Source organism: Aliivibrio fischeri ATCC 7744 = JCM 18803 = DSM 507, assembly GCF_023983475.1.
GTDB lineage: Bacteria > Pseudomonadota > Gammaproteobacteria > Enterobacterales > Vibrionaceae > Aliivibrio > Aliivibrio fischeri.
In genome coordinates, this window is record NZ_CP092713.1 from 459,653 (window position 1) to 485,656 (window position 26,004).

Genomic DNA, 26,004 nt, shown 5'->3' on the forward strand with positions numbered 1-26,004 from the left:
TGCGTTTTAGCTTATTTAATTAAGTCACCGTGTTTAACGCGATGAAAATAGAATCGTGTATTAGGAAGGATCATTATGCAGGATGCAAACCAAGCTCAATTTGAAATTAACGTTGCAACGATAGACATTCCACTTCAAGTGTATTCATTCTCAGGGCAAGAAACGTTGGGAGAAAACTATCAGTTTGATGTTACTTTTATTTGTGAAGAGCCTGAATTGAATTTAGCTCAATGGCTACAATTGCCAGCTTGCTTGACATTGCATCATGACAATAATCCTGATTTTGCGCCAAGGTATGTGCATGGCATTATTGAATCGATAGAGCAAATCAGCACTTCTTTTCGAAACAGTACCTACCGATTAAGTCTGGTTCCTATTTTTGCACTTCTCAATTATCGAACCAATTATCAAATATTTCAAAATAAAACCGTACCAGACATCATTACCGAGATTTATCAACAAGCGGGGATCTTGAGTAATCATTTTACTATTGAGCTGTTTAATACTCATGAACCAAGAGAGTACTGTGTTCAATATGGTGAATCCGATGCCATGTTTGTTCAGCGCTTATTGTCTGAAGAAGGCTTAGTGTATTATTTTGAACATACAGAGAGTGGGGTTAAACAGATTATTTCGGATGGACCTGAAATATATACCGAATTACCTCCCTTGTGCGTTGTTGCTGATAATGGAATGACGAAAGATGGCAACACCATTACTTCTTTAATGAAAAAGCAGCAAGTAAGCGTCGGTAAAGTATCAGTAAGAGACTTTAATTTTGAAACGCCGACACGACTTCCTGCTGGGATTATGCAGAACGATGATCAAGGTGAATGTGCTTCTGAGTTAGCATTAGAACATTATCAATACCCAATTAATCAAACCTCATCAGAAAAAGCCACAAAACAAGCGTCATTACGATTAGAGCGACAAAGAGCTAGGAGTATTGAACTTTTCGGCGAGAGCGACTGCGCACAATTGACCGCAGGGTATTTCCAACCTATTCAAGAACATCCTAACCCTAAGTGGAACGATACTTGGTTGCTAACTCAAGTGTTTCATAGCGGGCGTCAGCCACAGGTACTTGAAGAATTGGCTGATGGTGGCTCTGAATATAATGCCAGCTTTCGCTGTATGCCATGGATAGTTCCTTTTAAGCTTAACACTCAACCTAAACCACTGATCCATAATGTTGATACCGCTATCGTAACAGGCCCTGAAAGCGAAGAGATATATTGTGATGAGCATGGTCGCGTAAAAGTACAGTTTCATTGGGATAGAAATGGTCAAGGAAATGAAAAGACCAGTTGTTGGTTACGAACATCTCAGGGCTGGGCTGGAAACCAATATGGGCAGTTTATTTTACCTAGGATAGGACACGAGGTGATTGTCAGTTTCATTCATGGTGATCCAGATAAGCCCATTATTACTGGAGCGCTTTATAACGGTGCTAATAAACCACCTTATACCTTACCTGAGCATAAAACACGCAGTACCTTTAAAACCTCAAGTTCATTAGGTGGTGAAAACTTCAATGAACTGCGCTTTGAAGATAAAAAAGACGCAGAGCAAATTTATATTCATGCAGCAAAAGACATGGACAGTCAGATCCAACATGATCACACGATAGAAGTGTTTAATGATGAGCATAAAATAGTACATAACAATCAGTTTAATGAGATAAAAAACAATCGCCATACCACCGTTAATGGAAGCCAGTTTGAAACGATTAAGGGTGATGCTCATCATCAAGTTAATGGCTCTTTACATAAAAAAGTAGGCAAAAAACAGCTAGAGGAGATCGGCTCTGAATTGCATTTAAAATCAGGTCAAAAAATAGTGTTAGAAGCAGGTACTGAAATCACCATTAAAGCCGGTGGTAGTGTTGTAAAAATTGACCCAGCAGGTGTTCATCTTATTGGTTCTGCAATTAACCTGAACTCTGGCGGAAGCGCAGGAAGTGGCAGTGGTTATGCAGGAAAAGCTGCGGTGTTACCAATGGGGAAAGAGGTTGAGCAGGCGGGAGAGGTTTCTAATGCTGTGAATGCGACATCTTATGATATTGAAGCATTAGAAGTTGCTAATTATCAGCAGCAAGCCACTCAAGGAAGTGCAATTGTCGAAGAGTGTCATTGTGATGGAGAAGGAACATGCTCCGTACATTCAAACTAGATGATTATTCAATAACTAAACGTGCTGAATATCAACCAATGATTGGTAATAGATACGCCATTATTGAACCTAGTCTATTCGATGATCTGTTAGTGTATGTTTATCAACAAAATCCAGTTCTTGAATGGGATTATCTATTAGGTCACGAATTAAAGAAATGCAGCCCAATTATTATCAAATTAACGGGTAATGAAAGTCATGATGATTTTTTGAATCGGTTTATTGCACAACCATCAGGGAGTGTATTTTCATCCTCTCTCGGTTTTAAAGCGTTTCAAAATCAAGCTCTTTACGCTTATACAATTATTAAAGAGTCTGGAAATAAAGCGACATTACGATTCTTTGATCCAAGAGTATTACCAAGTGTGCTGTTGGCATTAAAACCTGAGCAGCTTGATAAAATGTTTAACGGTGTTTTAGCAATTCAGTGGCATCACTACAACTCTTGGTTCGTATATCAAAGCTCTGTATCAAGTGAATTGTTAGAAGATGTACATAGCTTTAATGAGAATCCAATTGTTATTGATAATACACAACTTGCTTTAATGGATGAGATTCGAAAATATCAGTTGTTAGAGGATATTGCTCATCAATATCAACCAATTTTACCACCGTCACATCAAGCGATGGATATTCTTTTGGATGCGGATAAATACAATCCAACAATGGCACAAGAATATGAAGGATATTTGCGCATGAGAATTGATGCTGGTTGCTTTGAAAAAGAACCTCAATGGATGAGTATAAAATTAGAGCAAAGTGACACCTCATTAACTGAGCGAATAAAAGGAATTCATCAACAAGTGAAAAGTCAGGAGCTAATATCATGAAGATTACTTTACCTGATGAAAAATACGGAAATGGTAATGATTGTGTGGTAAGCGGAGAGGGTACACCTGTATGTCAGACAGAGATTTTTGATGTTGATGATACCTATATCGTTTTTTCTGATTCAAAAATAACTATTGAAGATTTTGTAAAAGAAACGTACTTGTCAGATAAGTCAGAAGTTATTGAGCATTTTATTAAGTCAAACCCACACTTAAAAAGAAGCTTTCACCAGATAATTGAAGGGATGCCATTGGTTGTATCTCCCTGGAAAGCTCCTCACAAAGATGAAGCATACGCAATAGAACAAACTGATGAGTTGATGACGGAGTTCTTAACACTATCCAGTGATGAGAAAAAGTGGTTTTCTGAGCATCATGAAACGACAACTAATGCATTATTAATAGTTGCCACTTCAAATTTGGATATTAATAGAGGAAATAGTGACAATTCTGAATTTATTGATCTTAACTTAAGCCACATGCTTGCTGGTAGTGGTGCTGTTATTGCTGGAGCACAGGTTCAAGGAGATAAAATTAGCAAGAAGATGACTAATTTTTCCGAGTACTCTAAAGTTATTGCTGAAAAAACAAAAGGTCTTTCTGGCCCATCTTTATACTCAAATTCTGATTATAAAGAATGGCGAGGTAGGGCTCGAACTTTTCAAAAAGAAATGAAGAGTATTATTTCTGAAGTCGGATCTCCAAGTTATATAAGATCAATTCAAACAAAAAATATTAACCGTTATCTTAATGTTGATAAGCGTCAGCTTTATAAAGCAAAAGATTTTGCTAAGTCTGTTTCTGGGATTGATATGACTGCGTTGTATAAGCAGTCAATGTTATTTAGTAAAGATTTAAAAACAGGGGGTTGGTTAATAACAGGACTTGGCCTTTATGGAAATGGAAAAGATATTTATCAAACATGTAATATGAATGGTGCTATTAGTGAAGCTTGTGGTAGAACGATGGCTAAAAATGTTAGTTCTGCTGGTATAAATGTATTAGGAGGAGCTGCGATTGGTTATGGTTTAGCATTGATTCCAGTAACTGGAGGGTTATCAATTATACTTGCTGGGGTAGGTGCTTTTACTTGGGGTATTTATGGTGGAGATCTTTCAGATAATGCAGGAGATTGGGTAGAGGAGAAATTATTTGATTAGTATATTATATAAAACAGCCGCAATATTATTGTTGATATGTCCGCTGGTATTTATTTTGGGTAACGTTTATTTATCTGTTAAGTTAAAATCTAAAAAAATTGAGTTGATAAAATCTATATCAAATGCTGCACCTAAACAATTTAAAGATCGTGCATCATTAGTGATGACTGAGCAAATGCCATGGGTTGCAGGTAGTGCAATTGTTTTTATCTGGTTTTCTTACCCTATTTTACGATTTATTTGGGGAATAAAAAAAGATGAAATAACCCAATGGAAAGTAGATATAAAGAATATTTTTGGGAAGTTTTTCCTTATTTATTTTATTACAATTACATGTGTTAATTTGGGAATGGCTTCAATATTGTTGATTATTGTCGATGAAAGCTTATTTTCTCATAACTAATGTATTTTCTGGTATTTAGTAAGATTATCTTAGATTTAAGATGCTCATCAATATCAACCGCATTTAAGGGATATTTATAGTGGGCTTAAAGGGGGGGCAGCTGGCCGTACTGTAAGCAAGAATAATAGGAGGAGATAAATGTCGGATGCAGTATGGTGGGAATTATTGATTATGGTTCCTGGTTCTATTTTTGCTGGATATGCTATAGCTTGGTCTGTTCCTGGTGTGATTATGAGTGCAACTGTTTCACTAGGAAGTTTTAATCATATTATTTTTATTGATAAGCAATTAGCAAAAGGCCTTGATAAATATTATGACAAAAAAGGGTATATGCGCCCTCAATATCAAATGTCTTGGGAAATTGGCAGTCGATGCTTTGATTATTGGATTAAGTACCCATTCATTCGTAAGCGTGTAACAACTGATTCTATAAAATTTAAGGTTTTTATGTGGGTCAATGCGTTAGGGGTATGGAGTTATATTCTTTTTATTTTTTGTCTATTAATGGCTAAAACTTTCGATATTATTTAACTAAGTATTGTATATCATACTAAACAAGCCAACATTGGCTGCCGCAACAGCTAATTTTTCGACTAGCGAATAATAATCTTCCTAGGAATTAACTCAATCCCTGTTTGATAGCGTTTTGCTGAGGCATTCAACCCCAATGCTAATGCACTGTCTGCGATTAACTCAAATTGTTGTGGTAGAGAGTTTACTTTGATAGGTAAAAAATCAAGCAAACGGTTATCACCAAACGTGCCTAATTTTATTTTGGTCATTAACTCAGGCTTTTCAATGAGTACATCTAAAATCCCTTCAAGCAAAATATAAGAGGTGGTGATAATCGCATCGGGAATGGCGTCATCTTTTATCCATTGTTCAAAAATAGCTTTGCCTGATTCACTATTAAAGTGTTCGCCATATCCCGTGATGCTTGCTAAACCTTTCTCTTTGGCCTTTGCTTCAAACCCTAATTGACGTTCACGAGAAATATTCAGCTCTGGTAACGCACCAATTAAGCCAATTGATTTTACATTCTCATTAACCACTGATTTGGTTAACTCGTAAGCCGCATCAAAATCTTCACTGATCACACAACCAAAATGCTCGTCATCTAATGAACGGTCAATGGCAATAATTGGCGTGCCTTTCTCTTGAATACCTAAATAGTAATCACTGCCATTAGGTAAGCAACTTGCAACGAATAGTGCATCAATACGACGACTAATAAGTGCATGAGCGACATTCATTTCTGTTTCTGGATCATCATCAGAGCATCCAATTAAAATTTGATAACCGGCTTTTCTTGAATTGAACTCTAAAAGTTTAGCAAGTTTGGCGTAACTGGTGTTTTCAAGATCAGGAATGATTAATCCAAACGAACGGCTACTGCCTGCACGCAATGCAGATGCAGCATGATCAGGGCGGTAATTGTGCTCATCAACCACTGCCATGACTTTTAATTGTGTCTTTTCGCTGATGCGATATTTCTGTGCTTTACCATTGATGACATAGCTTGCAGTGGTTTTGGAGACGCCAGCAAGTTTGGCAATTTCATCTAATGTCATGGGTAAGGATCCTTAATTTTGTGGTTCGGATCATAGAAATATAGATCCAATCAGCTTAGGTGTTGAATTATACGCTGAATCGATTCAGTATAAAAGCTGAAAGGATTCAGCAAATTTGAAAAGCGTGATATTTGCGCTATTTTTACTCATAAATGCGAATTTAATGCGTAGAAATAAATTTGTTGAACTTTTTTTTAATGCTTTGCTGAATCGATTCAGTTTGTTATGCAAGGCAATAAATATGATTAATTATCAGTGAACATAGATAGCGAGAGGCTAAGATCCATGCTGACATTAACAAAGAATGACATTACGCTGCTGCAGTCAGCAGCGGATAAGACAACGGCAATTAAAGCGATTGCAAAACAACTAACAGAAAAAGGCTTAGTTGCAGAGAAGTACGTAGACGGAATGCTAAATCGTGAGCAACAGAACTCAACGTTTTTAGGTAATGGTATTGCTATCCCACACGGTACAACAGACACCCGTGATTTAGTTAATAACACCGGCGTTGCTGTGCATCATTTCCCTCAAGGTGTTAACTGGGGTGATGGTAACGTGGTTTATGTGGCTATTGGTATTGCGGCTAAATCAGATGAACACCTAGGTATTTTAAAGCAACTGACTAAAGTCCTTTCTGCAGATTGTGTAGAAGAGAAGCTAAAACAAGCAAAAACAGAAGCAGACATCATTGCATTACTTAACGGTGAAGTGCAGTTTGAAGCCGATTTCGATGCATCACTTATCCAATTATTATTCCCTGCAAGCGATATGATCCAAATGAGTGCGGTTGCAGGTGGTTTACTAAAAAACAGTGGTAATGCAGAAAGCCAATTTGTTGCAGAGTTAGTAACTAAAGAGCCTACGCATCTAGGTAAAGGTTTATGGTTGGTAAGTACTGACAAAGGCGTTAAACGCTCTGGTATGTCTATCGTAACGACAGCAAATGGGTGCGAGTTTAATGGCTTGCTTGTTAAAGGTTTGATTGCAATTGCTTCTTGTAACGCCTCTCATAAATCGTTCTTAACAACGATCACTAAGGTGGTTGCTGAGCAGCAGCAAGAGTCGATTCTATCTGCAACGTCTGAGCAGTTACTTGCGAGGTTCTCTACTTCTACTGAAGAAACAGCAGTAAGTGTTGATGCTGATAATACCGCAACCTTTAAAATTAAAAATGCACACGGTTTACACGCTCGCCCGGGCGCAATGCTTGTTGCTGAAGCGAAAAAATACGAATCAAAAATCACCGTATTAAACGTAAATGGTGACGGAAAAGCGGTGAATGCGAAAAGCTTAATGAAAGTGATTGCGCTTGGCGTTAAACACGGTCATGAACTGCAATTTACTGCAGATGGCTCAGATGCAAAAGAAGCGCTTGCTGGTATTGGTGCTGCTATTGCTTCTGGTTTAGGTGAGGGTTAATTGATGAGCAGTAATCAAAAAAGCAAAGTAGTTACTATCACGCTAAACCCTGCTTTAGATTTAACGGGCAGTTTAGATGCGTTATCGGTTGGCTCTGTGAGTTTAGTAAGTAAAGGCTCACTTCATGCCGCAGGCAAAGGCGTTAATGTGGCAAAAGTGTTGTCTGACTTAGGTGCAGAGGTGACGGTTACTGGGTTTTTAGGCCGTGATAATGAAGAGCTTTTCTGTCAATTATTTGAAGAGATGAAGGCTAAAGATGAATTTATTCGTGTTGATGGTGCAACTCGCATCAATGTGAAGTTAGTTGAATCAGACGGTCGAGTGAGTGACATTAATTTCCCAGGAGTTGAGGTATCACAACAGGCGATTGCTGAGTTTGAAGTTCGCTTATTTGAATTAGCAAAAGATCATGACTTTTTTGTTTTAGCGGGTAGCTTGCCAAAAGGTATTTCTCCAGAGCAGTGCGCAGAGTGGATTGAAAAACTGCATCAAATGGGCAAGAAAGTGTTATTTGATAGTAGTCGTGCCGCACTAGCTGCTGGTTTAGATGCTCACCCTTGGTTAATTAAACCAAATGATGAAGAGCTGTCGGAATTTGTAGGACGTGAATTAAATACACCAGAATCATGTCAACAAGCGGCTGAAGATCTTGCTGAAAAAGGCATTGAAAATATCGTCGTATCGTTAGGTTCAAAAGGCGTGATGTGGCTTGGTCAAAATAATCAAGAGCAAGCTGAATGGATGTATTCTCAACCACCTAAAATGAACGTAGTCAGCACGGTTGGTGCTGGTGATACGTTAGTTGCTGGCCTATGTTGGGGTCACATGCAGCAAGATTGGGATCGTTCACAAATCTTATCTTTTGCTACCGCTCTTTCTGCTTTAGCTGTATCGCAGGTTGGCGTTGGTGTTCCAGATATTAAAAACGTACAAGAATTACAACAACAAGTAACCCTACACAACCCTATTTCTAGCAACGTGTAATAACGCTTAGTGATAGATTAAGGACAAAATATGAAAAATATAGCTATCGTAACAGCATGCCCAAGTGGTGTAGCAAACAGCATTATTGCAGCGGGTTTATTAGAACAAGCTGCAAAAAAATTAAATTGGACTGCGTCGATTGAATGTCAATCAAGCGTGTTACCTGTTGATGTATTAAGCCAAGAAGTGATTGATGGTGCAGATGCTATTATCATCGCTGCAAATACAGAAGTAGATACCGCTCGCTTTGTGGGTAAAAAAGTATATACAGGCACTATTTCGGAATGTACTACAGATACGCAAGCGTGGTTAGAAAACGCAGCGAACAGCGCAAAAGAATTAACCGCTTCTGAAGTGACATCAACAGCGGTTGCTGAAGATACGGGCGCTAAAAAAATTGTAGCGATTACGGCGTGTCCAACGGGTGTTGCACATACCTTCATGGCGGCTGAAGCGCTAGAAGAAGAAGGTAAACGCCAAGGTCACATTATTAAAGTAGAAACTCGTGGTTCTGTGGGTGCGAAAAACCAATTAACGGATCAAGAAATCGCAGAAGCGGATCTGGTGATTATCGCAGCTGATATTGAGGTTCCTCTTGAGCGTTTTAATGGTAAACGTCTATATAAAACAAGCACTGGTTTAGCATTAAAGAAAACAGAACAAGAGATGAATAAAGCCTTCGCTGATGCGACGGTTTTCCAAGCGTCTGGTAATACACAATCTTCTCAAACTGAAGAGAAAAAAGGCATGTACAAACACCTAATGACAGGGGTATCACACATGCTTCCTGTTGTTATCGCGGGTGGTTTGTTGATTGCATTATCTTTTGTATTTGGTATCGAAGCGTTTAAAGAGCCAGGCACTATTGCTGCAACCTTAATGGATATTGGTGGTGGCGCTGCATTTGCGTTAATGATCCCTGTTCTTGCTGGTTTTATCGCGTTCTCGATTGCTGACCGTCCTGGTTTAGCGCCAGGTCTAATCGGTGGTATGTTGGCTAGCTCAACAGGTGCGGGTTTCCTTGGTGGTATTGCTGCTGGTTTCATTGCAGGTTACTCAGCTAAATTCATTGCGGATAAAGTATCTCTTCCTCAATCAATGGAAGCGCTTAAACCAATTCTAATCATTCCATTTGTGGCGAGTTTATTTACTGGTCTGGTGATGATTTATATCGTCGGTGGTCCTGTATCTGGCATCATGTCAGCGTTAACAGAATTCCTAAACAACATGGGCTCAACTAACGCTGTATTACTGGGTGTGATTCTTGGTTGTATGATGTGTTTCGACTTAGGTGGTCCAGTAAACAAAGCTGCATATACATTTGGTGTAGGTCTTCTGGCTTCACAAACGTACGGCCCAATGGCGGCTATCATGGCAGCAGGTATGGTTCCTGCGCTAGGTATGGGTTTAGCGACATTTCTTGCTAAGAACAAGTTTGAAGCGGGTGAGCGTGAAGCAGGCAAAGCATCATTTGTGCTTGGTTTATGCTTTATCTCTGAAGGTGCGATTCCATTTGCAGCGAAAGATCCAATGCGTGTGATTCCAAGCTGTATGGCGGGTGGTGCACTAACGGGTGGTCTATCTATGCTGTTTGGTGCTCAATTGCTTGCTCCACACGGTGGTCTGTTTGTTCTACTTATTCCAAACGCAATCACACCAGTATTTATGTACTTGGTAGCCATTGCTGCGGGTACAGCAGTAACAGGCTTCACTTACGCTTTCTTGAAAAATAAAGCGGATGCGAAAGAAGCTGCAGTGGCTTAATAAATGAAGCTATATTGATATAAAAAGGGCGCTTCCAAGGTGATTGGAAGCGCCCTTTTTTATGCTTTTTAAAAGCTAGAACATAAAGTTCACACCAGCACCAATAGATGAGATGTAATCATCAGAAGCTAATGGCATATATTGGTATTCAACGTTGAAGGTAACGGAAGGGAATAGCTTCATTACTGTGCCTACTGCAACATAAGGTTTAGTTGATACCGCTTCTTGTTTTAATGTTTGATTACCTTCTTTATATTGATATTCAACATTGGTACGGTTTAAACCGAATTTCCCATAGAAAGAACCGTAATAAGACATTGGGAAATACATTTTTGCAGCAATAGTTGCACCCGTAGCCGATGCTTTATCATTATCCATTGCGATATCATTCATTGATGCTGTCATGTAATAGCTTAGATCCATCGCAATCATTGGTGCGAAATGATAGTTATAGCCCACTTGAGTCATTAAAGCGCTACCATGAGAGCCATCAATTTTTAGGTTTGCAAGACTTGGCTGAATATAGATTTGGTGTAAAGTGTCTGTTGCTTGCGCTGATGCAGTTGCCCCTAGCAACAAAAGTGGTAGTAACCTTTTCATTATAAACTCGTCTATTTAACCGAATGTGCGATTTTATTGTGAATGAGACAATGTTGTAAAGAGGAATTAAAGGCGAAATGACATTAACTATTTGGATTTCATTATTTTTGGTTTCATTGTTGGGAGCAATGTCTCCAGGACCAAGTTTAGCGACAGTAGCGAAACATACTTTATCAGGTAAGCGAATTAATGGTATAGCAGCCGCTTGGGCTCATTCAATTGGTATTGGGTTTTATGCTTTTATTACCGTGATTGGCTTAGCGGTAGTGTTACAACAATCACCTATGCTATTTAAAGGGATTAGCTATTTAGGTGCTGCTTATTTGGCTTATTTAGGTCTCGGTGCCTTGCGTTCCACTGGCGGAATTGCAGCAAAGCTTGAATCTGGACAACAAGTTACGATTGTTGAGTCAGCAAAAGAAGGGCTACTTATCTCACTTCTAAACCCTAAAATCGCGTTGTTCTTCTTAGCTTTGTTTAGTCAATTTGTCGCAGTAGGCAATGACCCTTTAGATAAAGCCATTATTGTTATCACACCTATTGTTGTTGATGGGTTGTGGTATACGATTATTAGTTGTTTGCTATCTGCCCCTAGAATTGTGGATAAACTCCGTAGTAAAGCGAAATGGATAGACAGGTTATCTGGTGTCGTATTGATTTTATTAGCGATGCGAGTGGTTTTTTATAGTTAGTTTATCGTTGTATGAAATTAAAGAGGAAGTGCTTTTAAATTAAGAGTTCACTTTTTTCATCTCGCATTTTGGCTTACTATGACCACTCTCAACGTATAGTGAATTATAGATATACGTAACGTTTTTCTGCTATTAATACATAAGGTTTCTCATGACATTTAAAGCTGCAATTTTCGATATGGATGGACTACTTCTCGATACAGAAAGAGTGTGTATGTCCGTGTTTCAACAAGCGTGTGAAGCTGAGAATGTTCCATTTCTTGAAGATGTTTATCTGTCGGGGATTGGTTGTAACGCTAAACGTATTGAAGAGCTTTTCCGTGCAGGTTATGGCCCTGATATCGATTACCCTGCTTTAAATAAAGAGTGGCGTATCCGTTATTTTTCTATAGTTCAGAATCAAGCTATTCCTGTTAAAGAAGGCGTTATTGAGCTGTTAGAGTGGTTAAAAGCCAATAAGATCCCAATGGCTGTTGCTACCTCAACTCAAAACGATATTGCTATTAAGAAATTAGCATTAGCAGGTCTTGACGGTTATTTTGATGTACTTGCTACGGGGTGTGAGGTTGAGAACAGTAAGCCACATCCAGAAATTTATTTTTTAGCAGCGGAACGTTTAGGTATTGCTCCTGAAACGTGCTTAGCATTTGAAGATTCTAATAATGGAACTCGTGCGGCGGTTGCCGCAACTATGATCACTTACCAAATTCCTGATTTAGTACAACCAAGCCAAGATGTTATTGAACTTGGTCATCGTATTTTACCTTCTATGGTTGAAGTTTTAGCTGAACTAAAAGCTCGCTAATATTTTCAAGTCTTATTTAAAGAAACGGCTCATTTAATAGATGAGCCGTTTTTATTTATGATAATAAGGTTTCTATTTTAGGTTGGAGTAAGTTAATCCAAGTTGAATAGGCTTGAGCGTTTACTGTTTATACTTGAGTTATATATTAAATTTTTATTTTCTTTTTCATATTGATAGGCAAGTTGCATTAAATGCATTTATGGATGCCCTTAATCTGATTCGTTAAGCTGATATTATTTGTGACTTAGACATCACACAGGGACGTGTTCTTACTATTAAATAGGTAGAGAATATGCAATTAGCTAACCTTACAGATTTAGATAAAAAGATTTTTAAATATTTAAATAGTCGTGGCATGACAGTTGAAGAAACCATTCAAATAATAATATGCGAAATATACTATTTAACATATAAAGATAAAGAAAAGATTAATCAAGCTATGGCGTTTCTTGGTAATAAAAAAGAAAAAACGATAACAGAAAATGTTTATGCCGGAAAAAGAAAAAAATACCTTTTAGAGTTAGAAAGAAAAAAATCAAAAAGTAACTGTACTGTAAATGACTATTTATTTGCGTTATAGGTGAGATTATGAGTATGACCGAAAAAGAATTTCAAGAAGCAATTATTATGATAACCGCGATGAGAAAAGACATAAAAAAAACAGTTAATGTGATGGATCCAGAAGCAAAGTTACGGATTGAGCAAAAAAAATATGATTTGAAATTAAAAGAGATAGAGAAAGACCATAATTATCTGAGATAATAGACTTCTATGAAAGGTTATCGCTCTTTACTACATATATATAAAATAATTTGAGTAGTAAAGAGTGATTGTTATTGTTTTTTAAATGTGTGTTCGATTTCATCTATCATCCATTCCATAACATTGCCCATACCGCTGTCTCTACGTTTTACTACTCCCCACTCAATTTGTAATGTATCAAGGATATGCTCAGTAGATAGTTTTTGAGTTTGATTTTTATACCAGCCTGATTCTAATATGTGTTCAGGAACTAAGGCCCAGCCAACACTGCGAATAACTAGAGCGGTAATATAATAATAACTGTCGATATACCAGTGATTAGCAGAAATCGGTTTTTCTTGAGAGTGGCCTACGCGATCTCGAATAACCAATTGTCGATATTGATTTAGCTGGATCAACGTCGGCTTTTCAAATTGAGCTAAAGGGTGTTCTGGCGAGACAATTAGTGCCTGATTAAAAAAGCCAAGGGATAAATATTCTAACGAATCTGATAGAACATTAACTCGAAATAAAAATCCAAGGTCTGCTTTTTTCTCATCTACCCATCGTGCAATATCAGCTTGGGAGCCATTAATAATTGTCAGTTTTAATAATGGAAATTTAGCTGAGATTTTTTGAAAGAAGTCTTCAAATACGTCAATAGGTACTGCTTCATCTAATGCGACAGTGAGTGCTATTTCTTCACCGGTTGAGACGGTATCTGCTCGAGCTTGTAGCCGTTCACACTGCTCTAAAATAGCTTGAGCTTCTACAAACATATCTTTGCCATCTTGAGTTAAAACAGGTAAACGAGCACTTCGATCAAACAGTTCAAATCCAAGATCTGTCTCTAAATTGGAAATTGCGGTACTAATTCGTGATTGCGCCTTCCCCATTTGACGTGCTGCAGCAGAAAAAGAACCACATTTTACTGAGGTTACAAAAGCGTTTAATTGATCTAATGTCCAGTTCATTTTTTATTTCCATTCTTAAGTCGAATATGACGGTTTGAAGCATTAGGTTGTGGCTTATCTACAACGGTTCTTTTTTCTGATAATAGATGACGAATCGCTAGTATTGGGTGATGCAGTAGCATTCTTGGGCCTGAAAAGCGCATTACTAAACGCATTTGTTCTTTTGGTTCTGGTTTATAACAATGAATAGGGCAAGTATTGCAGGTGGGTTTGTTCTCGCCATAGGGGCAACGATCTAATCGTACTTCTGCATAGTCCATTAATTGGTGGCATTCTTTACAAAGCGCTTCAGAGTGGTGGTTTTTTTTACAATAAATCTCAATCATTGCAGAGACGGTTTTGAACTCTGTATTGAGTTTTCCAAGTAAAATATCACTACTTTTCATGTTTTGCCTATGCGTAAAATACTATTATTGTTCTTAGTATAAAGGGGAAAGGATACTGGGTGAAGTGTTCACTTTTTCATGTGCTCTTTTTAGCCTAGTATAACCGTATCCCCAAAAGCATATTGCTCCTAAAGTGTATGCGCCAAAAGCCATTTAGTTAGTCCTAAGTGGCTTTTTTTTATGAAAAAACATACCATACTTAATATAACTTGTTTTTATGTGCTGGATTGATTTTATGAATATAAAGAAAGTGTTACCTGTTGCACTTCTAGGGCTGTTGGTTGGGTGTGACACAGAAGATGAAAATAATATAGATTCAATTTTAATCTCTCCAAATGATTACAAAGTTGTAGAGTTCACATTGAAGCCAAATCAAGAAGTGAATATATCAGTACAAGACATAAATCATGTGTTGTCTGAATCTTATATTATTGATCAAGCCTCTTATCAAGACTGGCAAGATGAAACTCAAAACGGTGATTTTGAAAATGCGTCGTTGAATTTTGAGTTTGCATTCCCTCCTCTTTCTGGAAAACACCAATCAGGCTGGTTACCGCTTGGAAGTGGATTAACTGCAGATACCACTTTTTATCTTTTCTTTGAAAATACAAAGTTTGGGGTAGTAGCGCCTCCAGAAGGTGGTGATGAGATGGCGTCTACAATGATGTATACCTTAGAACTTCGTAATTAATATTTTTTGCTAAAAGTATCAAAATGAGTTTAAATTAATTATCATTTGATACTTTGTGTCAGCTTTTGGTTTGTTTTATTCGTAATAATGGTCCTGTACTTACTTAGAACACTCTATAAACAGTGAAGGAAATTATTATGAACAAAGCATTATTAGTGTTACTTACTCTTGCATCATTCTCTAGCCAAGCTTTTGAAGTATCAAGTACTGATGTACATGAAGGTCAATTGATGAATAGCAAGTTTACTTTCTCAGGTATGGGCTGTACTGGTGATAATATCTCTCCACAATTAAGTTGGAAAGATGCACCAGAGGGAACAAAAAGTTTTGCTATAACTGTGTTTGATCCAGATGCACCTACAGGCAGTGGTTGGTGGCATTGGTTGGCTCTAAATATTCCTGCAAATGTACACAGCATTGAGCAAGGCTCGGCAATGAAAAATATCTTACAAACTAAGAATGATTTCGGCACAATGAGCTACGGTGGTGCTTGCCCTCCAGAAGGTGATGGCATGCACAGATACCAATATACAGTGTGGGCATTACCACAAGAGAAGATCGATTTACCAGCCGACATTTCACCTGCTGTTGTTGGTTATACTTTAAATAGCATGGCATTAGACAAAGCGGTATTAACAGCAACGTATGTGCGTTAATTTATAAGAACTAGGAGCATAAAATGAACGAATCATTGCTTAAGATACAAACGTATTCAGGCGTTAATGATCAACATTTACGTAATGTTCATATTTATGCTCCAAGTATTATTTGGGTAAAATCTGGTATAAAAAGAGTAATTCAAGGCACTGAAAATTATGATATTGATGCTCAATCATGGCTACTAACTGCTGCCAATCAAGATCTTAGTTTTATTAATAAGCCAACAAAAGATCATTTTTATTCTGTTCAGATCTGTTTTTTGTTTCCGCCAACGCCTGAAATGATAGAGGCGAGTAAAGAGAATCGACGTAGACATGAACATCTTAACGCTATTAAGGTTTCTTCAACATTAGCGTATGGTTTTTCTTTGCTAATCGAGATGAGTTCTCAGAATTTAAGCTCTAATGTGCAGAAATATCATTTATTGGCTTTTTATCAGCAATTAATAGAAGTAGGGGCATTGCATATTTTATTTTCAAAATCACATGATTCTTTGCAAAATAAACTGAGTGCTTATTTTTCAAAAGATCCCGCAGACAATTATCAGTTAGATGAAGTGTCACATGTTTTCTCTATGAGTCGAGCTACGTTGATCCGTCGATTGAATCAAGATGGAACCAATTTTAGAACGGTATTAGCGAACGTAAGAATGAGTCATGCTCTTTCTTTAATGCAAGAGAAAAAGCAAAGTCAGCTAGATTTGGCATTACAGTGCGGATATCAATCTGAAACACGCTTTAGTCAACGTTTTCATCAGCAGTTTGGTATTACCCCCAAACAATATATGAAAACCGTGTCGTATTAATTAAAGACGTATTGATTAAAAAAGACAAAAAAACAGCGAGCCAAGTGCTCGCTGTTTTATGTTGTTACCTAGCTAAAAGCGTTGTTATCGTTATATCACAAATACTATTTAGCTAATTTCGTCAATACGCTCATTAATAATTTAATGCGTGGTTCGATTGACTCAAGTAGTAAGTACTCGTCAGCGCTGTGGAAGCCAGCACCGATAGGGCCTAGACCATCTAATGTTGGAACACCTAAGATCGCAGTGTTGTTAGCATCAGAGCCACCGCCCACTTCTTTCCAGTTGATATCAATGTTTAGCTCTTGAGCTGATTCTTCAATCATTGCCATTAATGCTTCAGTTAGCTCAGATGGTACCATTGATGGCTTGTACGCTTCACGAACAAGTTCAATTGATACACCATCAACAAATGGCGTCTCAATCATGCCATTTAAAGTTGTATCTACTTGGTCATATTCTGCGTTATCCCAGAAACGAACATCAACGATAGCCGTCGCTAAATCAGGAACGATGTTTACGCCAGCACCACCAGAAACCACGCCTACGTTTAACGTAGTGCCTGATTCAAAGTTAGTCATCGCGTTTGTCGCTAAGATCCAGTTAGCCATTTCAGTGATTGCACTGCGGCCATTCTCTGGTTCGTTACCAGCGTGAGCGGCTTTACCATTGAAGGTCATTTTGTAGCGAGCCATGCCTTTACGAGCTTTAACTAAGCCACCGTCCGCACGAGCTGCTTCTGCAACCAATACGTTTTTCGCTTTTTTCGCTGTTTCTTGGATCCAATCAACTGAATCTAAAGAACCTGTCTCTTCATCTGGGTTCATACACAAGCAGATAGAGAGTTTATCTAATACTGTTTGGTCTAAGTTACGTAGTGCATATACCACGTTTAATAGGCCTGATTTCATATCAGAAACACCTGGGCCATACGCTTTTTCAGCATCTAAAGACATTGGTCGTTCAGCTGCTGTACCTACAGGGAAAACCGTATCCATGTGACCAATCATCATCACATCAATATGTTCAGCTTCAGGTTTGTTGCGAACTTCAAGGCCAACACCTGCTTTGCCACAGTCAATACGCTTAACAGACCAGCCGTTCATTGCTTCGTATTTAGCTGCCATTTGGTTAGCAATAACTTCAATGCCTTCAACAGTGTAAGTACCGCAGTCCACATCAATAAGAGGGCGTAGTTCTTCTAGATAATCGTTTAGAGAAAAGTTCATCTGAAATCCTTATAGAATCATGTTCATAACAAACATTGCACCGAATGCGTTTAATACTGAGATAGCAATCATTACTGGAATGTAGCGACCTTCAGTACCAATAGGACCCATGATACGACCCATGTATTGTACTTGTGAGCCCATTAGGTAAATTGCAGGTGCAAGAATCGCAATGTGAGCACCATTTAGGATGCCTTGGTCAAACAAAGTAATAACCACACCAACTGCGCCGCCCATTGACATCCAAGCACCAATTAATACTGCCGCAGCTTCACCCGGAAGACCAAAGATAGCCATAATAGGAGAGAAGATAGAACCCATTAAATCAAGTGCACCTGTAATTTGCAGTGCTTTGATAATAACAAATGCCATTAATACGTTAGGAACCGTTGAAGTGGTAGCAATAACCCAGCCTTTTTTAGCGCCTTCAACAAAGATGTCTGTAACCATAGGTTTTTTTGCTTTAACGTCGCTCATTATGCTGTCTCCTCAGTCATTTTTTTATCTTGTTTGTCGTCATCTTGTCCTTCTTTACCTTCAGTAATATTTAGGTAAATACGGAATAGGTTTGCACCAACAAATTTGAAAGCAAACATAACAACAACAGCTAGACCAATTGATGATGGAACAGCTAAAGAGCCATCTGGGTTAGTTAGCGTGAATAACACCGCACCAGAGGAGAAGAAGTTTACAATTGCTGCACCAGCCGTGAATTGGAACATTGTGAAAATGTCAGTCTCACGTTTGGTTAGATGTTTCTCGTCTTTTAGTTGACGAGTCATCGCAGCCCCCGCATCGGTACTCTGTAATGATGCTATTAATGCTAAACCAGAGTTACCCGGAATACCCATTAATGGACGTAGAAGAGGAGTAAGAAGCTTACGAGCTGCATCAAGTGCACCGTAATGCTCAAGAACGTTAATCATACCTAATGCAAACATGACGGTAGGAATAAGAGTTAATGCGAAAATGAAACCGTCACGAGCACCGCTACCACCTTTACCACGTAGAGAAGTGGTTGCCGCTTGAACGCCATCCGCTGTTTCAGAAACAGAATACGCCACTTTACCAAATGAGCCGTTTAGCGTTGTAAAGTCAAAAACACCATACCATTCATTTGATTGCATAAAGCCAGAGAAGAACACAACAGCAAAGGCCAGAGCCACATAGCTGCCAATACCGACTTTACGCGCTTTATCAGCCGATTGAGTCATAAATACCTCGTTTAAAATTTAAAGATTAGAAATTGTATTGGATTAACCATTTAGGGGTATTTTGCGTGAATCGATTTTGGGTGGCTTGATAATTATCAAAAAGTATTTCTATAAATAAAAGAATGTATAAATAGTTTTATATTTTGTGATCTATCTGAAAATGTAGATTTTTATGTTAATTCATTAGAGTATTGTACGTTTGACTGGAGGTTATGAAGACTTGTTTTTTTGGGATGGATAATTTAATTTATTTTGTAAGTTATAGTTATGATTAATTGAAGGTAAATGTAAGCAAATTGTTGTTACTTTTATATCTTGTGCATATTTCAAGATGAAAAGGTAAACACCCTTGAATGTATCAAGAGTGCTTATATTCGGTGAAAATTATTGAATTAGTCACTATTTAGAGGTGTTGATACCGCCTCATCTTCATACCAGAACAGGTCTGTGCGGCTAGCGTAACGATCTGCAAATGACATATTAGGGCTTAACTCATATTTCAACGTATTTTTAATACGGTCAAAAGCTTGTTGGGCAACTTCTGGTGATGCAGTTGCGTGAGGATTTATTCTAAGTTCAGCGGTACGATAAGCCGCATTTTCAACGAGATCTCTGTAACTAGAATTAGCACTATTAAATGGGCCAACAGCAAACATAATGTCTTCTGGTGGGATATTTAATGTCGCAATTTCGCTGAGTGATTTATCTCGGAGAAGCGTATCGACAACCTGTCCTCCGTGGTTAAGTTCAATGGCATAAACGTATCCACGTTGGCTGTCTAATGCATAATTCACTGCGACGGCTTCTTCCGTACTTGTCGAAATAACACCTCGAATTGCTTTTGTATGATGGGCTAATTGAACATAAGAAACGGGTTCAATTTTACGTGTAAATCCAGAATGAAATAGCTCATCTGGAAGTCGGGTATCTCCTCTAAAAACTAATGAGCCATTTACTTCGGATTGATAGCCTCTTAAAAAAGGAACATTTTGAATTTCTCTTTGAGCCTCAATACCTAAACGATGCAGTTTTTTTGTATCAGTAAGATAAGCATAAGGATCAACTTGTTGTTCTAATTCATAGAAATCTTTTAGTGCTTCAATATCTCGACCTCCAGTCATATCTGCATAACCTGAACCGCCTAAGCCTGGATGCTCAGGAAGATCTTCAGGTAATAGAATTTCAGAAGCTTGACTGTGATTTGTTGAACCGTCTGAATTTACTTCAGTAGAAGAGATTCCATCACCACTGTTATTTCCTCCTCTAAGTCCACCTCGTTCAAGCCATTGGGGTTCACTGGTTTCCATGTTGATAGTACGAACGACTCGACTGTCTAAAATTAAGCGACCACTGGCAGGATCGACCTCTCGAAAATACCCAAAACCATCAGCTCTTAATAGTGTATTTCTGCCTGAATCAGTTAATCGAACACCTAATAAGTCTTCACCTGTTTGAGGGTGATTAACGATCTTAGGCATTGATGTGAATTGATCCAATGTTTCAGTTGAAACTCCCTCGTTTAAGAGTATGCGGTTGGGCAATAAATCCACCTCTCTTTCAACCGATATCGCGAGAGATTGGCCATATTTTACCATCACTGGAAGTACGGCTGCAGTACCAAGAATGGCGGCATTCACTGCACTCATTCGAGTACCGGCTAATCGTTCTGATAATGAATCACCAGTAACGGCTTTATTTACGCTCAGGCCAAGTTGTGTACTGCTAAGAGATATTGTCAACGGGATCCCAAGCTCAGGGACTAAAATGTCAACTATGGGAAAAAAGACTACTAAACTATTGGCAATCGAGAGTATGTAATCCCTTTGAGATTCGCTATTGGACTTTATAGAGGTATCGGCATCACTCGCCATTCGAGCTTTTCTTTGCTCTGTCATTCTAGCAAAGACATTGCCATGAATAGGGTGGTGCTTCATCATGAAATAGCGTTTATCCCAATTGCCATTAATTAGTTCAGTAAGAGCGCTTTCGACTCCCGAATATGTGCCACCATCTTGGCGTAAATACAGGCTAAAATGGCTTAATAATGTATTTTTACTTTCAGGATGTTGTAATCGTTTATATAAGGTTTTTCTTAATTGTCGTTCTGTTCTATAGGTAATAAATGGTTGTGCGTTTCCTGGAATATATAATAAACCACCAGTGCTTCCTTTTTGTTCAATGACGAGAATATCCGTAGAGTCATACCCATAAATATCGAATCGATAAACATTTATATTATTAGGACGAATGGGTTTAAGAAGAGAGATGGCGAGTTGATAGTCACCTTGCGTTAACAAGCCTAATTGATATTGCTGGTGAGCAGAAAAAGCAAAGCTGTCTCGCATTAATTGAGTGTAACTTTCACTATTTTCATTCCAAAATTGGGTTAATTCTGCTGTGTAAGTGGTTTGAATATCCAGATCGTAATAAGCGATGTCCCATAAATCCGATGAGAGAAGACGAACCTCATTTCGTTCATCAAAAATATCACCATCAGCCCCTTGAGTGTAAATACCTGTATCTAAGTTAATGGTTCCTGGAAAAGAATCTCTGAATTTATTAAAAGTATTGAGCATAACTGCTTGAGAGAGCGTGTAAGATTTATGGGGCGATTCATGGTGTGCCCAGCCATTATAGCTACGCGAACTACTCATTGCACTTTGGAACTCATTATAAAAAACGGCATCTGGATCGATACCTGTGTGACCATGCTTTATTAACGCTGCTTTAAGTTCTCGTGATGTTACCGAAAGAGGGTCCGGAAGCGTTTTCATTAATTTTGCATAGTCATGAACAAAATGAAGTTTCCATGCTGCATCAAAACGGTGGGAAGGAATTTCGTTATTGTTACTTGTTGGTTCTACATTTGCATTAGCCTGAAAAGAAATATAAAAAAAGGTGAATATCAGGATTAAAACTAATGTTTTAATTATTTTTCTGTTCATAGATTAACCTTGTTTATTTTTAATTATCTCGCCCTAAAATAGATCTTTCTATTTTAAGGCGAGATAAATTTACGTTGATTAAAACCCTTAGAAACAACTAACAGGATTTAGATAACATTGGTAGTAAATGATATCTGTATCGTCAGTATCTCCGTCATTTGCTGAAACATGTGGAGCTAGTGACGCTGTAAAAATAAGGAAAGTAAGAAGTAATTTATTCATAGGTATTATCCTTTTATATAATGAGCAGCATAAGATTTATGTTATAGATATGGTTATTATTTATTTTTAATATATTGTTATTTATAGCCTTTATTTGATTAGTTAGACTCGCCGTTTTCTTCTCCTATAATACAAAACACTTTTGCCTCCCCTAAAGAAGGGGCCAATGTAATAAGACTTGAGCGCGATCCTGTCGCATCAACTAAAGCTAAGTTTGCAACTAGCTTATCGTCTTCATTTTTAGCGATTGAGACTAGTGTTGTTGGGTTATAGAACGAAATTGAATCATGGAAGTAAAAAGGAAGGGAAATGGTTCGATGTTTTCCATTTAGCTCAAAAGCCGCTTGAATTTGAGGGTCGTTAGAATCAGCGAATCCAAAGGTTTCTCTAAGAAAAGAATAAAGTTTTGGACGATCATATTCATTTTTAAAAGCGTCACTAAAAGCGATTAAGTCAGAGATATTTGGAGGTCGAGAGCCGGTGAGCTTTTCATTACAAATTAGATCTAAATGAGCCCAATAAGGATCAGAGCCTGAATCGAGTTTTATTTCTTTCCATCTTTCGGATTCAAATATTCCCTCAGTAGCAAAACTAGAAAATGAAGAAGCGAGTAAGACGGTAGATAGTAGTAATTTTTTCATGAATATCCTTTTAGTTAGTACAAAAGCAATATGCTTGGGAATGATCCCAATAAGAATGTATATCATTTACTTGTGTTTTACTATAGGCAAATCTCGTAATTTTACGTGAGATATTGCCCTTGTGAATGGGTTTTAGGATGTGTTTTATAAAATAACTAAAGGGAATGGAAGTAAATAACCTTTAGTTACAATGTGTTAATTTCCTTTTTTTAGATTTATAGGTTGTTCATATTCGATTCAGAAATGAAGTGATACAGTGAACATTCATTTATAAAAGAGAGTCATATTATGAAACAGCTATTAGCTACTACTGTTGCTTTGTTCGTTGGTTTTTTTGTATTGGTTTCGAGTTTATTTTTTGCGATTGGATTAAGTCTTGTTGGTTTTATTATGTCGAAAACGCACGGTAAAAAAGAAAAACAAACAATGGATAAAGAAGCTAGAATCATTGAAGGTGAATACTCTGATGTGACTAACTATTAATCACTTAGGGGTAATTCGTTGTATTTTAGTGAATCAAGTTCGAGGAAATAGAGAGATAAGGGTGAAATTATCGCTTACCTATGGGATATTTACTGCTAGATGTTAAGTAATAAAGCAGTAAATAGAAGAGGTAAGCGTGGATAGACTGTTACTAGTAATAGATTTTTTATTAACACATAAGATGATTTTTAGTGTGTTGATTATTAGCTTCATCTTCTTAATACGCCACTATGCAGTAAAGCATATTCGTGGGGATATTGCTTTCTTAACTGAAGATCAGCGTAAATGGATTTCTCGAACCAAAAACGGCTCGTTTACTGTAATTGTCATTACGTTATTTATTTTATGGCAATCAGAGATTAATGAATTTGCTTTATCCGTTACTGCTATTGCCGTTGCAATTGTGGTGGCATCTAAAGAAATCATTTTGTGTTTTACGGGGTCGATTCAACGTGCCAGTTCCCGTTCATTTCGAATCGGTGATTGGATTGAAGTGGGCTCTTTGTGTGGAGAAGTTATTGAGCACAACATGATGGCTACGGTTATCCAAGAGATTGATTTGCACCATGGGCAATATGATTACACAGGAAAAACAGCTACGCTTCCAAACAGTATGTTCTTTACATACCCAGTGAAAAACCTGAATTTCATGAAGCGTTATGTTTATCATAACTTTTCTATTTGCGTTAAAGAATTTGTAAATCTATACCCAATGATCCCCGACTTATTACATAAAATTGATACACATTGTGAAGATTTTATTGATGTCGCTAGACGCTATAATAGCGTGATAGAAAAACATGCAGGGGTCGATTTACCAGGTTCTGAGCCTCATATCCATATTACGACCACTTCAATGGGCGATCAAAAAGTACATTACATGATCTTTTGTCCAACAGAAAAAGCCTCTCACTTAGAGCAGCTTATTCGTCAAGATTTCATGGAAATGTATGAGAGCAATTTTCCACAAAAAACAGAGTAACAAAGAGAAAAACCTATAGGTATAAAGCTTTACTTACGTACTTAACTTTTAAAGTATGGGCAATCAATTGCTCCTGTTAAAATTGCTTTAGAAATACTTTGGCAGCGGTTTGTTGTATTGAGTTTCATTTGCGCATTGGTTAAATGGAAAGTGACCGTACGCTTACTGCAGCCTAATATTTTTGAAATATCCCAAGAGCTCTTTCCTTCGCATGCCCACGCTAAACATTCTTTTTCTCTTTTGGTTAAATCGTTGTTTGATTTATTATTTGCTATATTTATTTTTCGATAATTATCAACTAGAGAAGGAACAATTAATGGTATGTTCATACATGCATGTAAAAATAAACTATCTATATAGTTGTCTTTCTCTGAATGTGCAAAACTAAGCATTCCGAAGCCATTATTAGCAGTATGAATAGGGAAACTAAACCCAGTGATAAGACCTGATGATTTCGCTTCTTTAATTACATTTGGAGATTTTTTATTTACAGCATTGTTTTCAAATATATTCCAATTAATTGGTGAATGATTGGAGTTAGAATAATCTACTATAGGATCATATTTTATTAAATTAGCGTCATCATAATATTGCCTCCATTTTTTAGGGTAATTATCTAGAATTGAAATATCAGATTTAACCATGGAATGAGGATAAATGATCGCGAGTAAATAATATTCACAATGTACCATTTTAGTCATATCAGATAAGCATTGATTAATATCATTATTGCTTCTACAAGCTTTAATTTTATTAATTATTCTGTAAGTGTCGTCGGCATTTATGTCTTTCATACCCATCTCTTTATCCTTACCTATTGTTTGTCGCAAGTTTTGCGTGTTATATATCATTAAAACGGTAATAGATTGACATTTGATTCTAATAAATTGGATTTTTGTCACACTATTATATCGCTTGAAATACAATTGTTTAACATAAGTACCTGTAGGATCGTACAGGTTTACGCAAGAAAATGGTTTGTTATAGTCGATTAAACGCAAGGGAGGTTGGTATGACTATAATGATAAAAAAATCGGATTTTTTGGCAATTCCATCGGAGGAGTATAAAGGTATTCTAAGTCTTCGTTATCAAGTGTTTAAGCAAAGACTTGAGTGGGACTTAGTTGTAGAAAATAACCTTGAATCAGATGAGTATGATAACTCAAATGCAGAATATATTTATGCTTGTGATGATACTGAAAATGTAAGTGGATGCTGGCGTTTATTACCTACAACAGGTGATTATATGCTGAAAAGTGTTTTTCCTGAATTGCTTGGTCAACAGAGTGCTCCCAAAGATCCTAATATAGTCGAATTAAGTCGTTTTGCTGTAGGTAAAAATAGCTCCAAGATAAATAACTCTGCTAGTGAAATTACAATGAAACTATTTGAAGCTATATATAAACACGCTGTTAGTCAAGGTATTACAGAATATGTAACAGTAACATCAACAGCAATAGAGCGATTTTTAAAGCGTATTAAAGTTCCTTGTCATCGTATTGGAGACAAAGAAATTCATGTATTAGGTGATACTAAATCGGTTGTATTGTCTATGCCTATTAATGAACAGTTTAAAAAAGCAGTCTTAAATTAATATTGTTAAATCATTAATTTATTTTAAATACTAA

At 37.3% G+C, this 26,004-nt stretch carries 28 protein-coding genes; 18 read left to right on the forward strand and 10 right to left on the reverse strand.

Annotated elements, in window-relative coordinates; translation table 11 throughout:
- Positions 1-75 precede the first annotated feature (75 nt).
- From AVFI_RS15670 to AVFI_RS15690, 5 genes are all read left to right on the forward strand, one after another.
- Complete coding sequence (locus AVFI_RS15670; RefSeq protein ID WP_188863195.1) at positions 76-2,172, forward strand: type VI secretion system Vgr family protein; 2,097 nt, start codon at positions 76-78, stop codon at positions 2,170-2,172.
- Complete coding sequence (locus AVFI_RS15675) at positions 2,151-3,002, forward strand: DUF4123 domain-containing protein (protein ID WP_054775180.1); 852 nt, start codon at positions 2,151-2,153, stop codon at positions 3,000-3,002. The genes AVFI_RS15670 and AVFI_RS15675 overlap by 22 nt, the downstream gene beginning before the upstream one ends.
- Positions 2,999-4,162 (forward strand): hypothetical protein, encoded by a 1,164-nt coding sequence (locus AVFI_RS15680; RefSeq protein ID WP_188863194.1) that lies wholly within the window; start codon positions 2,999-3,001, stop codon positions 4,160-4,162. Before AVFI_RS15675 ends, AVFI_RS15680 begins: the two co-directional genes overlap by 4 nt.
- Positions 4,155-4,565, forward strand: a complete 411-nt coding sequence (locus AVFI_RS15685; RefSeq protein ID WP_188863193.1) for a hypothetical protein — start codon at positions 4,155-4,157, stop codon at positions 4,563-4,565. The genes AVFI_RS15680 and AVFI_RS15685 overlap by 8 nt, the downstream gene beginning before the upstream one ends.
- A 138-nt stretch (positions 4,566-4,703) precedes the next feature.
- Positions 4,704-5,096: a hypothetical protein gene (locus AVFI_RS15690; protein ID WP_188863192.1), complete on the forward strand. Its 393-nt coding sequence runs from the start codon at positions 4,704-4,706 to the stop codon at positions 5,094-5,096.
- A 62-nt stretch (positions 5,097-5,158) separates the two neighbouring features.
- Here AVFI_RS15690 and cra read toward each other — a convergent pair whose 3' ends face one another.
- The gene (gene cra / locus AVFI_RS15695) at positions 5,159-6,136 is read right to left on the reverse strand and encodes a catabolite repressor/activator (protein WP_054775184.1); all 978 of its coding nucleotides are present in this window, start codon (positions 6,134-6,136) and stop codon (positions 5,159-5,161) included.
- 285 nt (positions 6,137-6,421) lie between these two features.
- On the opposite strand from cra, the gene fruB reads away from it, so the two are divergent.
- From fruB to fruA, 3 genes are read left to right on the forward strand one after another with little or no spacing between them, the layout of a single operon-like run.
- On the forward strand, positions 6,422-7,558 hold the full coding sequence (gene fruB / locus AVFI_RS15700) for a fused PTS fructose transporter subunit IIA/HPr protein (protein WP_188863191.1): 1,137 nt from the start codon (positions 6,422-6,424) through the stop codon (positions 7,556-7,558).
- Positions 7,559-7,561: 3 nt separating this feature from the next.
- A complete protein-coding gene (gene pfkB / locus AVFI_RS15705) occupies positions 7,562-8,542 on the forward strand; it encodes a 1-phosphofructokinase (RefSeq protein WP_188863190.1) in 981 nt (326 codons plus the stop codon).
- A gap of 30 nt (positions 8,543-8,572) precedes the next feature.
- Positions 8,573-10,306, forward strand: coding sequence for a PTS fructose transporter subunit IIBC (gene fruA, locus AVFI_RS15710; RefSeq protein ID WP_069581514.1), 1,734 nt, complete (start codon positions 8,573-8,575; stop codon positions 10,304-10,306).
- A 75-nt stretch (positions 10,307-10,381) separates the two neighbouring features.
- Here the strand turns inward: fruA and AVFI_RS15715 are convergent, their stop codons facing one another.
- A complete protein-coding gene (locus AVFI_RS15715; RefSeq protein ID WP_011263758.1) occupies positions 10,382-10,906 on the reverse strand; it encodes an outer membrane beta-barrel protein in 525 nt (174 codons plus the stop codon).
- A 77-nt stretch (positions 10,907-10,983) separates the two neighbouring features.
- On the opposite strand from AVFI_RS15715, the gene AVFI_RS15720 reads away from it, so the two are divergent.
- The 4 genes from AVFI_RS15720 to AVFI_RS15735 all read left to right on the forward strand — a co-directional run bounded on the left by AVFI_RS15720 (position 10,984) and on the right by AVFI_RS15735 (position 13,165).
- Positions 10,984-11,598, forward strand: coding sequence for a LysE family translocator (locus tag AVFI_RS15720; protein WP_065595235.1), 615 nt, complete (start codon positions 10,984-10,986; stop codon positions 11,596-11,598).
- A gap of 151 nt (positions 11,599-11,749) precedes the next feature.
- The gene (locus tag AVFI_RS15725; RefSeq protein WP_188863189.1) at positions 11,750-12,403 is read left to right on the forward strand and encodes an HAD family hydrolase; all 654 of its coding nucleotides are present in this window, start codon (positions 11,750-11,752) and stop codon (positions 12,401-12,403) included.
- 292 nt (positions 12,404-12,695) lie between these two features.
- Positions 12,696-12,983 carry a hypothetical protein gene (locus AVFI_RS15730; protein ID WP_188863188.1) on the forward strand — a complete coding sequence of 96 codons (288 nt, stop codon included), beginning with the start codon at positions 12,696-12,698 and terminating at the stop codon, positions 12,981-12,983.
- Positions 12,984-12,991: 8 nt separating this feature from the next.
- Entirely contained in the window at positions 12,992-13,165 is a 174-nt protein-coding gene (locus tag AVFI_RS15735; protein WP_188863187.1) for a hypothetical protein, read from the forward strand.
- Between the two features lie 71 nt (positions 13,166-13,236).
- On the opposite strand, the gene AVFI_RS15740 is transcribed toward AVFI_RS15735, so the two are convergent.
- Both AVFI_RS15740 and AVFI_RS15745 read right to left on the reverse strand, forming a co-directional pair.
- A complete protein-coding gene (locus tag AVFI_RS15740) occupies positions 13,237-14,118 on the reverse strand; it encodes a LysR family transcriptional regulator (protein ID WP_188863186.1) in 882 nt (293 codons plus the stop codon).
- Entirely contained in the window at positions 14,115-14,504 is a 390-nt protein-coding gene (locus AVFI_RS15745; protein ID WP_054775187.1) for a nitrous oxide-stimulated promoter family protein, read from the reverse strand. Before AVFI_RS15745 ends, AVFI_RS15740 begins: the two co-directional genes overlap by 4 nt.
- Before the next feature lie 235 nt (positions 14,505-14,739).
- On the opposite strand from AVFI_RS15745, the gene AVFI_RS15750 reads away from it, so the two are divergent.
- The 3 genes from AVFI_RS15750 to AVFI_RS15760 all read left to right on the forward strand — a co-directional run bounded on the left by AVFI_RS15750 (position 14,740) and on the right by AVFI_RS15760 (position 16,660).
- Positions 14,740-15,195, forward strand: a complete 456-nt coding sequence (locus tag AVFI_RS15750) for a hypothetical protein (RefSeq protein ID WP_054775188.1) — start codon at positions 14,740-14,742, stop codon at positions 15,193-15,195.
- A gap of 137 nt (positions 15,196-15,332) precedes the next feature.
- Complete coding sequence (locus AVFI_RS15755; RefSeq protein ID WP_054775189.1) at positions 15,333-15,851, forward strand: YbhB/YbcL family Raf kinase inhibitor-like protein; 519 nt, start codon at positions 15,333-15,335, stop codon at positions 15,849-15,851.
- 23 nt (positions 15,852-15,874) lie between these two features.
- Positions 15,875-16,660: a helix-turn-helix transcriptional regulator gene (locus AVFI_RS15760; protein WP_054775190.1), complete on the forward strand. Its 786-nt coding sequence runs from the start codon at positions 15,875-15,877 to the stop codon at positions 16,658-16,660.
- Between the two features lie 104 nt (positions 16,661-16,764).
- On the opposite strand, the gene AVFI_RS15765 is transcribed toward AVFI_RS15760, so the two are convergent.
- The 5 genes from AVFI_RS15765 to AVFI_RS15785 form a co-directional block, all read right to left on the reverse strand.
- Positions 16,765-17,889: a M20 family metallopeptidase gene (locus tag AVFI_RS15765; protein WP_188863185.1), complete on the reverse strand. Its 1,125-nt coding sequence runs from the start codon at positions 17,887-17,889 to the stop codon at positions 16,765-16,767.
- A gap of 9 nt (positions 17,890-17,898) precedes the next feature.
- Positions 17,899-18,366, reverse strand: coding sequence for a YjiG family protein (locus tag AVFI_RS15770; RefSeq protein ID WP_005423470.1), 468 nt, complete (start codon positions 18,364-18,366; stop codon positions 17,899-17,901).
- Positions 18,366-19,103: a nucleoside recognition domain-containing protein gene (locus tag AVFI_RS15775; protein WP_005423467.1), complete on the reverse strand. Its 738-nt coding sequence runs from the start codon at positions 19,101-19,103 to the stop codon at positions 18,366-18,368. The genes AVFI_RS15770 and AVFI_RS15775 overlap by 1 nt, the downstream gene beginning before the upstream one ends.
- A 392-nt stretch (positions 19,104-19,495) precedes the next feature.
- The gene (locus tag AVFI_RS15780; RefSeq protein WP_188863184.1) at positions 19,496-22,048 is read right to left on the reverse strand and encodes a dermonecrotic toxin domain-containing protein; all 2,553 of its coding nucleotides are present in this window, start codon (positions 22,046-22,048) and stop codon (positions 19,496-19,498) included.
- Between the two features lie 320 nt (positions 22,049-22,368).
- Complete coding sequence (locus AVFI_RS15785; protein ID WP_188863183.1) at positions 22,369-22,911, reverse strand: hypothetical protein; 543 nt, start codon at positions 22,909-22,911, stop codon at positions 22,369-22,371.
- Positions 22,912-23,199: 288 nt separating this feature from the next.
- Between AVFI_RS15785 and AVFI_RS15790 the strand changes: the two genes are divergently transcribed.
- Together AVFI_RS15790 and AVFI_RS15795 are read left to right on the forward strand one after the other, a co-directional pair.
- Positions 23,200-23,394 carry a hypothetical protein gene (locus tag AVFI_RS15790; protein ID WP_105056308.1) on the forward strand — a complete coding sequence of 65 codons (195 nt, stop codon included), beginning with the start codon at positions 23,200-23,202 and terminating at the stop codon, positions 23,392-23,394.
- Positions 23,395-23,575: 181 nt separating this feature from the next.
- Complete coding sequence (locus tag AVFI_RS15795; protein ID WP_054775211.1) at positions 23,576-24,376, forward strand: mechanosensitive ion channel family protein; 801 nt, start codon at positions 23,576-23,578, stop codon at positions 24,374-24,376.
- Between the two features lie 41 nt (positions 24,377-24,417).
- Here the strand turns inward: AVFI_RS15795 and luxR are convergent, their stop codons facing one another.
- A complete protein-coding gene (luxR, locus tag AVFI_RS15800; protein WP_215727936.1) occupies positions 24,418-25,170 on the reverse strand; it encodes an autoinducer binding domain-containing protein in 753 nt (250 codons plus the stop codon).
- A 218-nt stretch (positions 25,171-25,388) separates the two neighbouring features.
- On the opposite strand from luxR, the gene AVFI_RS15805 reads away from it, so the two are divergent.
- A complete protein-coding gene (locus AVFI_RS15805) occupies positions 25,389-25,970 on the forward strand; it encodes an acyl-homoserine-lactone synthase (RefSeq protein ID WP_005423459.1) in 582 nt (193 codons plus the stop codon).
- Positions 25,971-26,004: the final 34 nt, after the last annotated feature.

What these genes read in the sequence shown, in the direction of transcription:
- AVFI_RS15670 (WP_188863195.1), top strand. Translation starts at nt 76, where the DNA reads ATGCAGGATGCAAACCAAGCTCAATTTGAAATTAACGTTGCAACGATA.
- AVFI_RS15675 (WP_054775180.1), top strand. Translation starts at nt 2,151, where the DNA reads ATGCTCCGTACATTCAAACTAGATGATTATTCAATAACTAAACGTGCT.
- AVFI_RS15680 (WP_188863194.1), top strand. Translation starts at nt 2,999, where the DNA reads ATGAAGATTACTTTACCTGATGAAAAATACGGAAATGGTAATGATTGT.
- AVFI_RS15690 (WP_188863192.1), top strand. Translation starts at nt 4,704, where the DNA reads ATGTCGGATGCAGTATGGTGGGAATTATTGATTATGGTTCCTGGTTCT.
- cra (WP_054775184.1), bottom strand. Translation starts at nt 6,136, where the DNA reads ATGACATTAGATGAAATTGCCAAACTTGCTGGCGTCTCCAAAACCACT.
- fruB (WP_188863191.1), top strand. Translation starts at nt 6,422, where the DNA reads ATGCTGACATTAACAAAGAATGACATTACGCTGCTGCAGTCAGCAGCG.
- pfkB (WP_188863190.1), top strand. Translation starts at nt 7,562, where the DNA reads ATGAGCAGTAATCAAAAAAGCAAAGTAGTTACTATCACGCTAAACCCT.
- fruA (WP_069581514.1), top strand. Translation starts at nt 8,573, where the DNA reads ATGAAAAATATAGCTATCGTAACAGCATGCCCAAGTGGTGTAGCAAAC.
- AVFI_RS15715 (WP_011263758.1), bottom strand. Translation starts at nt 10,906, where the DNA reads ATGAAAAGGTTACTACCACTTTTGTTGCTAGGGGCAACTGCATCAGCG.
- AVFI_RS15720 (WP_065595235.1), top strand. Translation starts at nt 10,984, where the DNA reads ATGACATTAACTATTTGGATTTCATTATTTTTGGTTTCATTGTTGGGA.
- AVFI_RS15725 (WP_188863189.1), top strand. Translation starts at nt 11,750, where the DNA reads ATGACATTTAAAGCTGCAATTTTCGATATGGATGGACTACTTCTCGAT.
- AVFI_RS15730 (WP_188863188.1), top strand. Translation starts at nt 12,696, where the DNA reads ATGCAATTAGCTAACCTTACAGATTTAGATAAAAAGATTTTTAAATAT.
- AVFI_RS15735 (WP_188863187.1), top strand. Translation starts at nt 12,992, where the DNA reads ATGAGTATGACCGAAAAAGAATTTCAAGAAGCAATTATTATGATAACC.
- AVFI_RS15740 (WP_188863186.1), bottom strand. Translation starts at nt 14,118, where the DNA reads ATGAACTGGACATTAGATCAATTAAACGCTTTTGTAACCTCAGTAAAA.
- AVFI_RS15745 (WP_054775187.1), bottom strand. Translation starts at nt 14,504, where the DNA reads ATGAAAAGTAGTGATATTTTACTTGGAAAACTCAATACAGAGTTCAAA.
- AVFI_RS15750 (WP_054775188.1), top strand. Translation starts at nt 14,740, where the DNA reads ATGAATATAAAGAAAGTGTTACCTGTTGCACTTCTAGGGCTGTTGGTT.
- AVFI_RS15755 (WP_054775189.1), top strand. Translation starts at nt 15,333, where the DNA reads ATGAACAAAGCATTATTAGTGTTACTTACTCTTGCATCATTCTCTAGC.
- AVFI_RS15760 (WP_054775190.1), top strand. Translation starts at nt 15,875, where the DNA reads ATGAACGAATCATTGCTTAAGATACAAACGTATTCAGGCGTTAATGAT.
- AVFI_RS15765 (WP_188863185.1), bottom strand. Translation starts at nt 17,889, where the DNA reads ATGAACTTTTCTCTAAACGATTATCTAGAAGAACTACGCCCTCTTATT.
- AVFI_RS15770 (WP_005423470.1), bottom strand. Translation starts at nt 18,366, where the DNA reads ATGAGCGACGTTAAAGCAAAAAAACCTATGGTTACAGACATCTTTGTT.
- AVFI_RS15775 (WP_005423467.1), bottom strand. Translation starts at nt 19,103, where the DNA reads ATGACTCAATCGGCTGATAAAGCGCGTAAAGTCGGTATTGGCAGCTAT.
- AVFI_RS15780 (WP_188863184.1), bottom strand. Translation starts at nt 22,048, where the DNA reads ATGAACAGAAAAATAATTAAAACATTAGTTTTAATCCTGATATTCACC.
- AVFI_RS15785 (WP_188863183.1), bottom strand. Translation starts at nt 22,911, where the DNA reads ATGAAAAAATTACTACTATCTACCGTCTTACTCGCTTCTTCATTTTCT.
- AVFI_RS15790 (WP_105056308.1), top strand. Translation starts at nt 23,200, where the DNA reads ATGAAACAGCTATTAGCTACTACTGTTGCTTTGTTCGTTGGTTTTTTT.
- AVFI_RS15795 (WP_054775211.1), top strand. Translation starts at nt 23,576, where the DNA reads ATGATTTTTAGTGTGTTGATTATTAGCTTCATCTTCTTAATACGCCAC.
- luxR (WP_215727936.1), bottom strand. Translation starts at nt 25,170, where the DNA reads ATGAAAGACATAAATGCCGACGACACTTACAGAATAATTAATAAAATT.
- AVFI_RS15805 (WP_005423459.1), top strand. Translation starts at nt 25,389, where the DNA reads ATGACTATAATGATAAAAAAATCGGATTTTTTGGCAATTCCATCGGAG.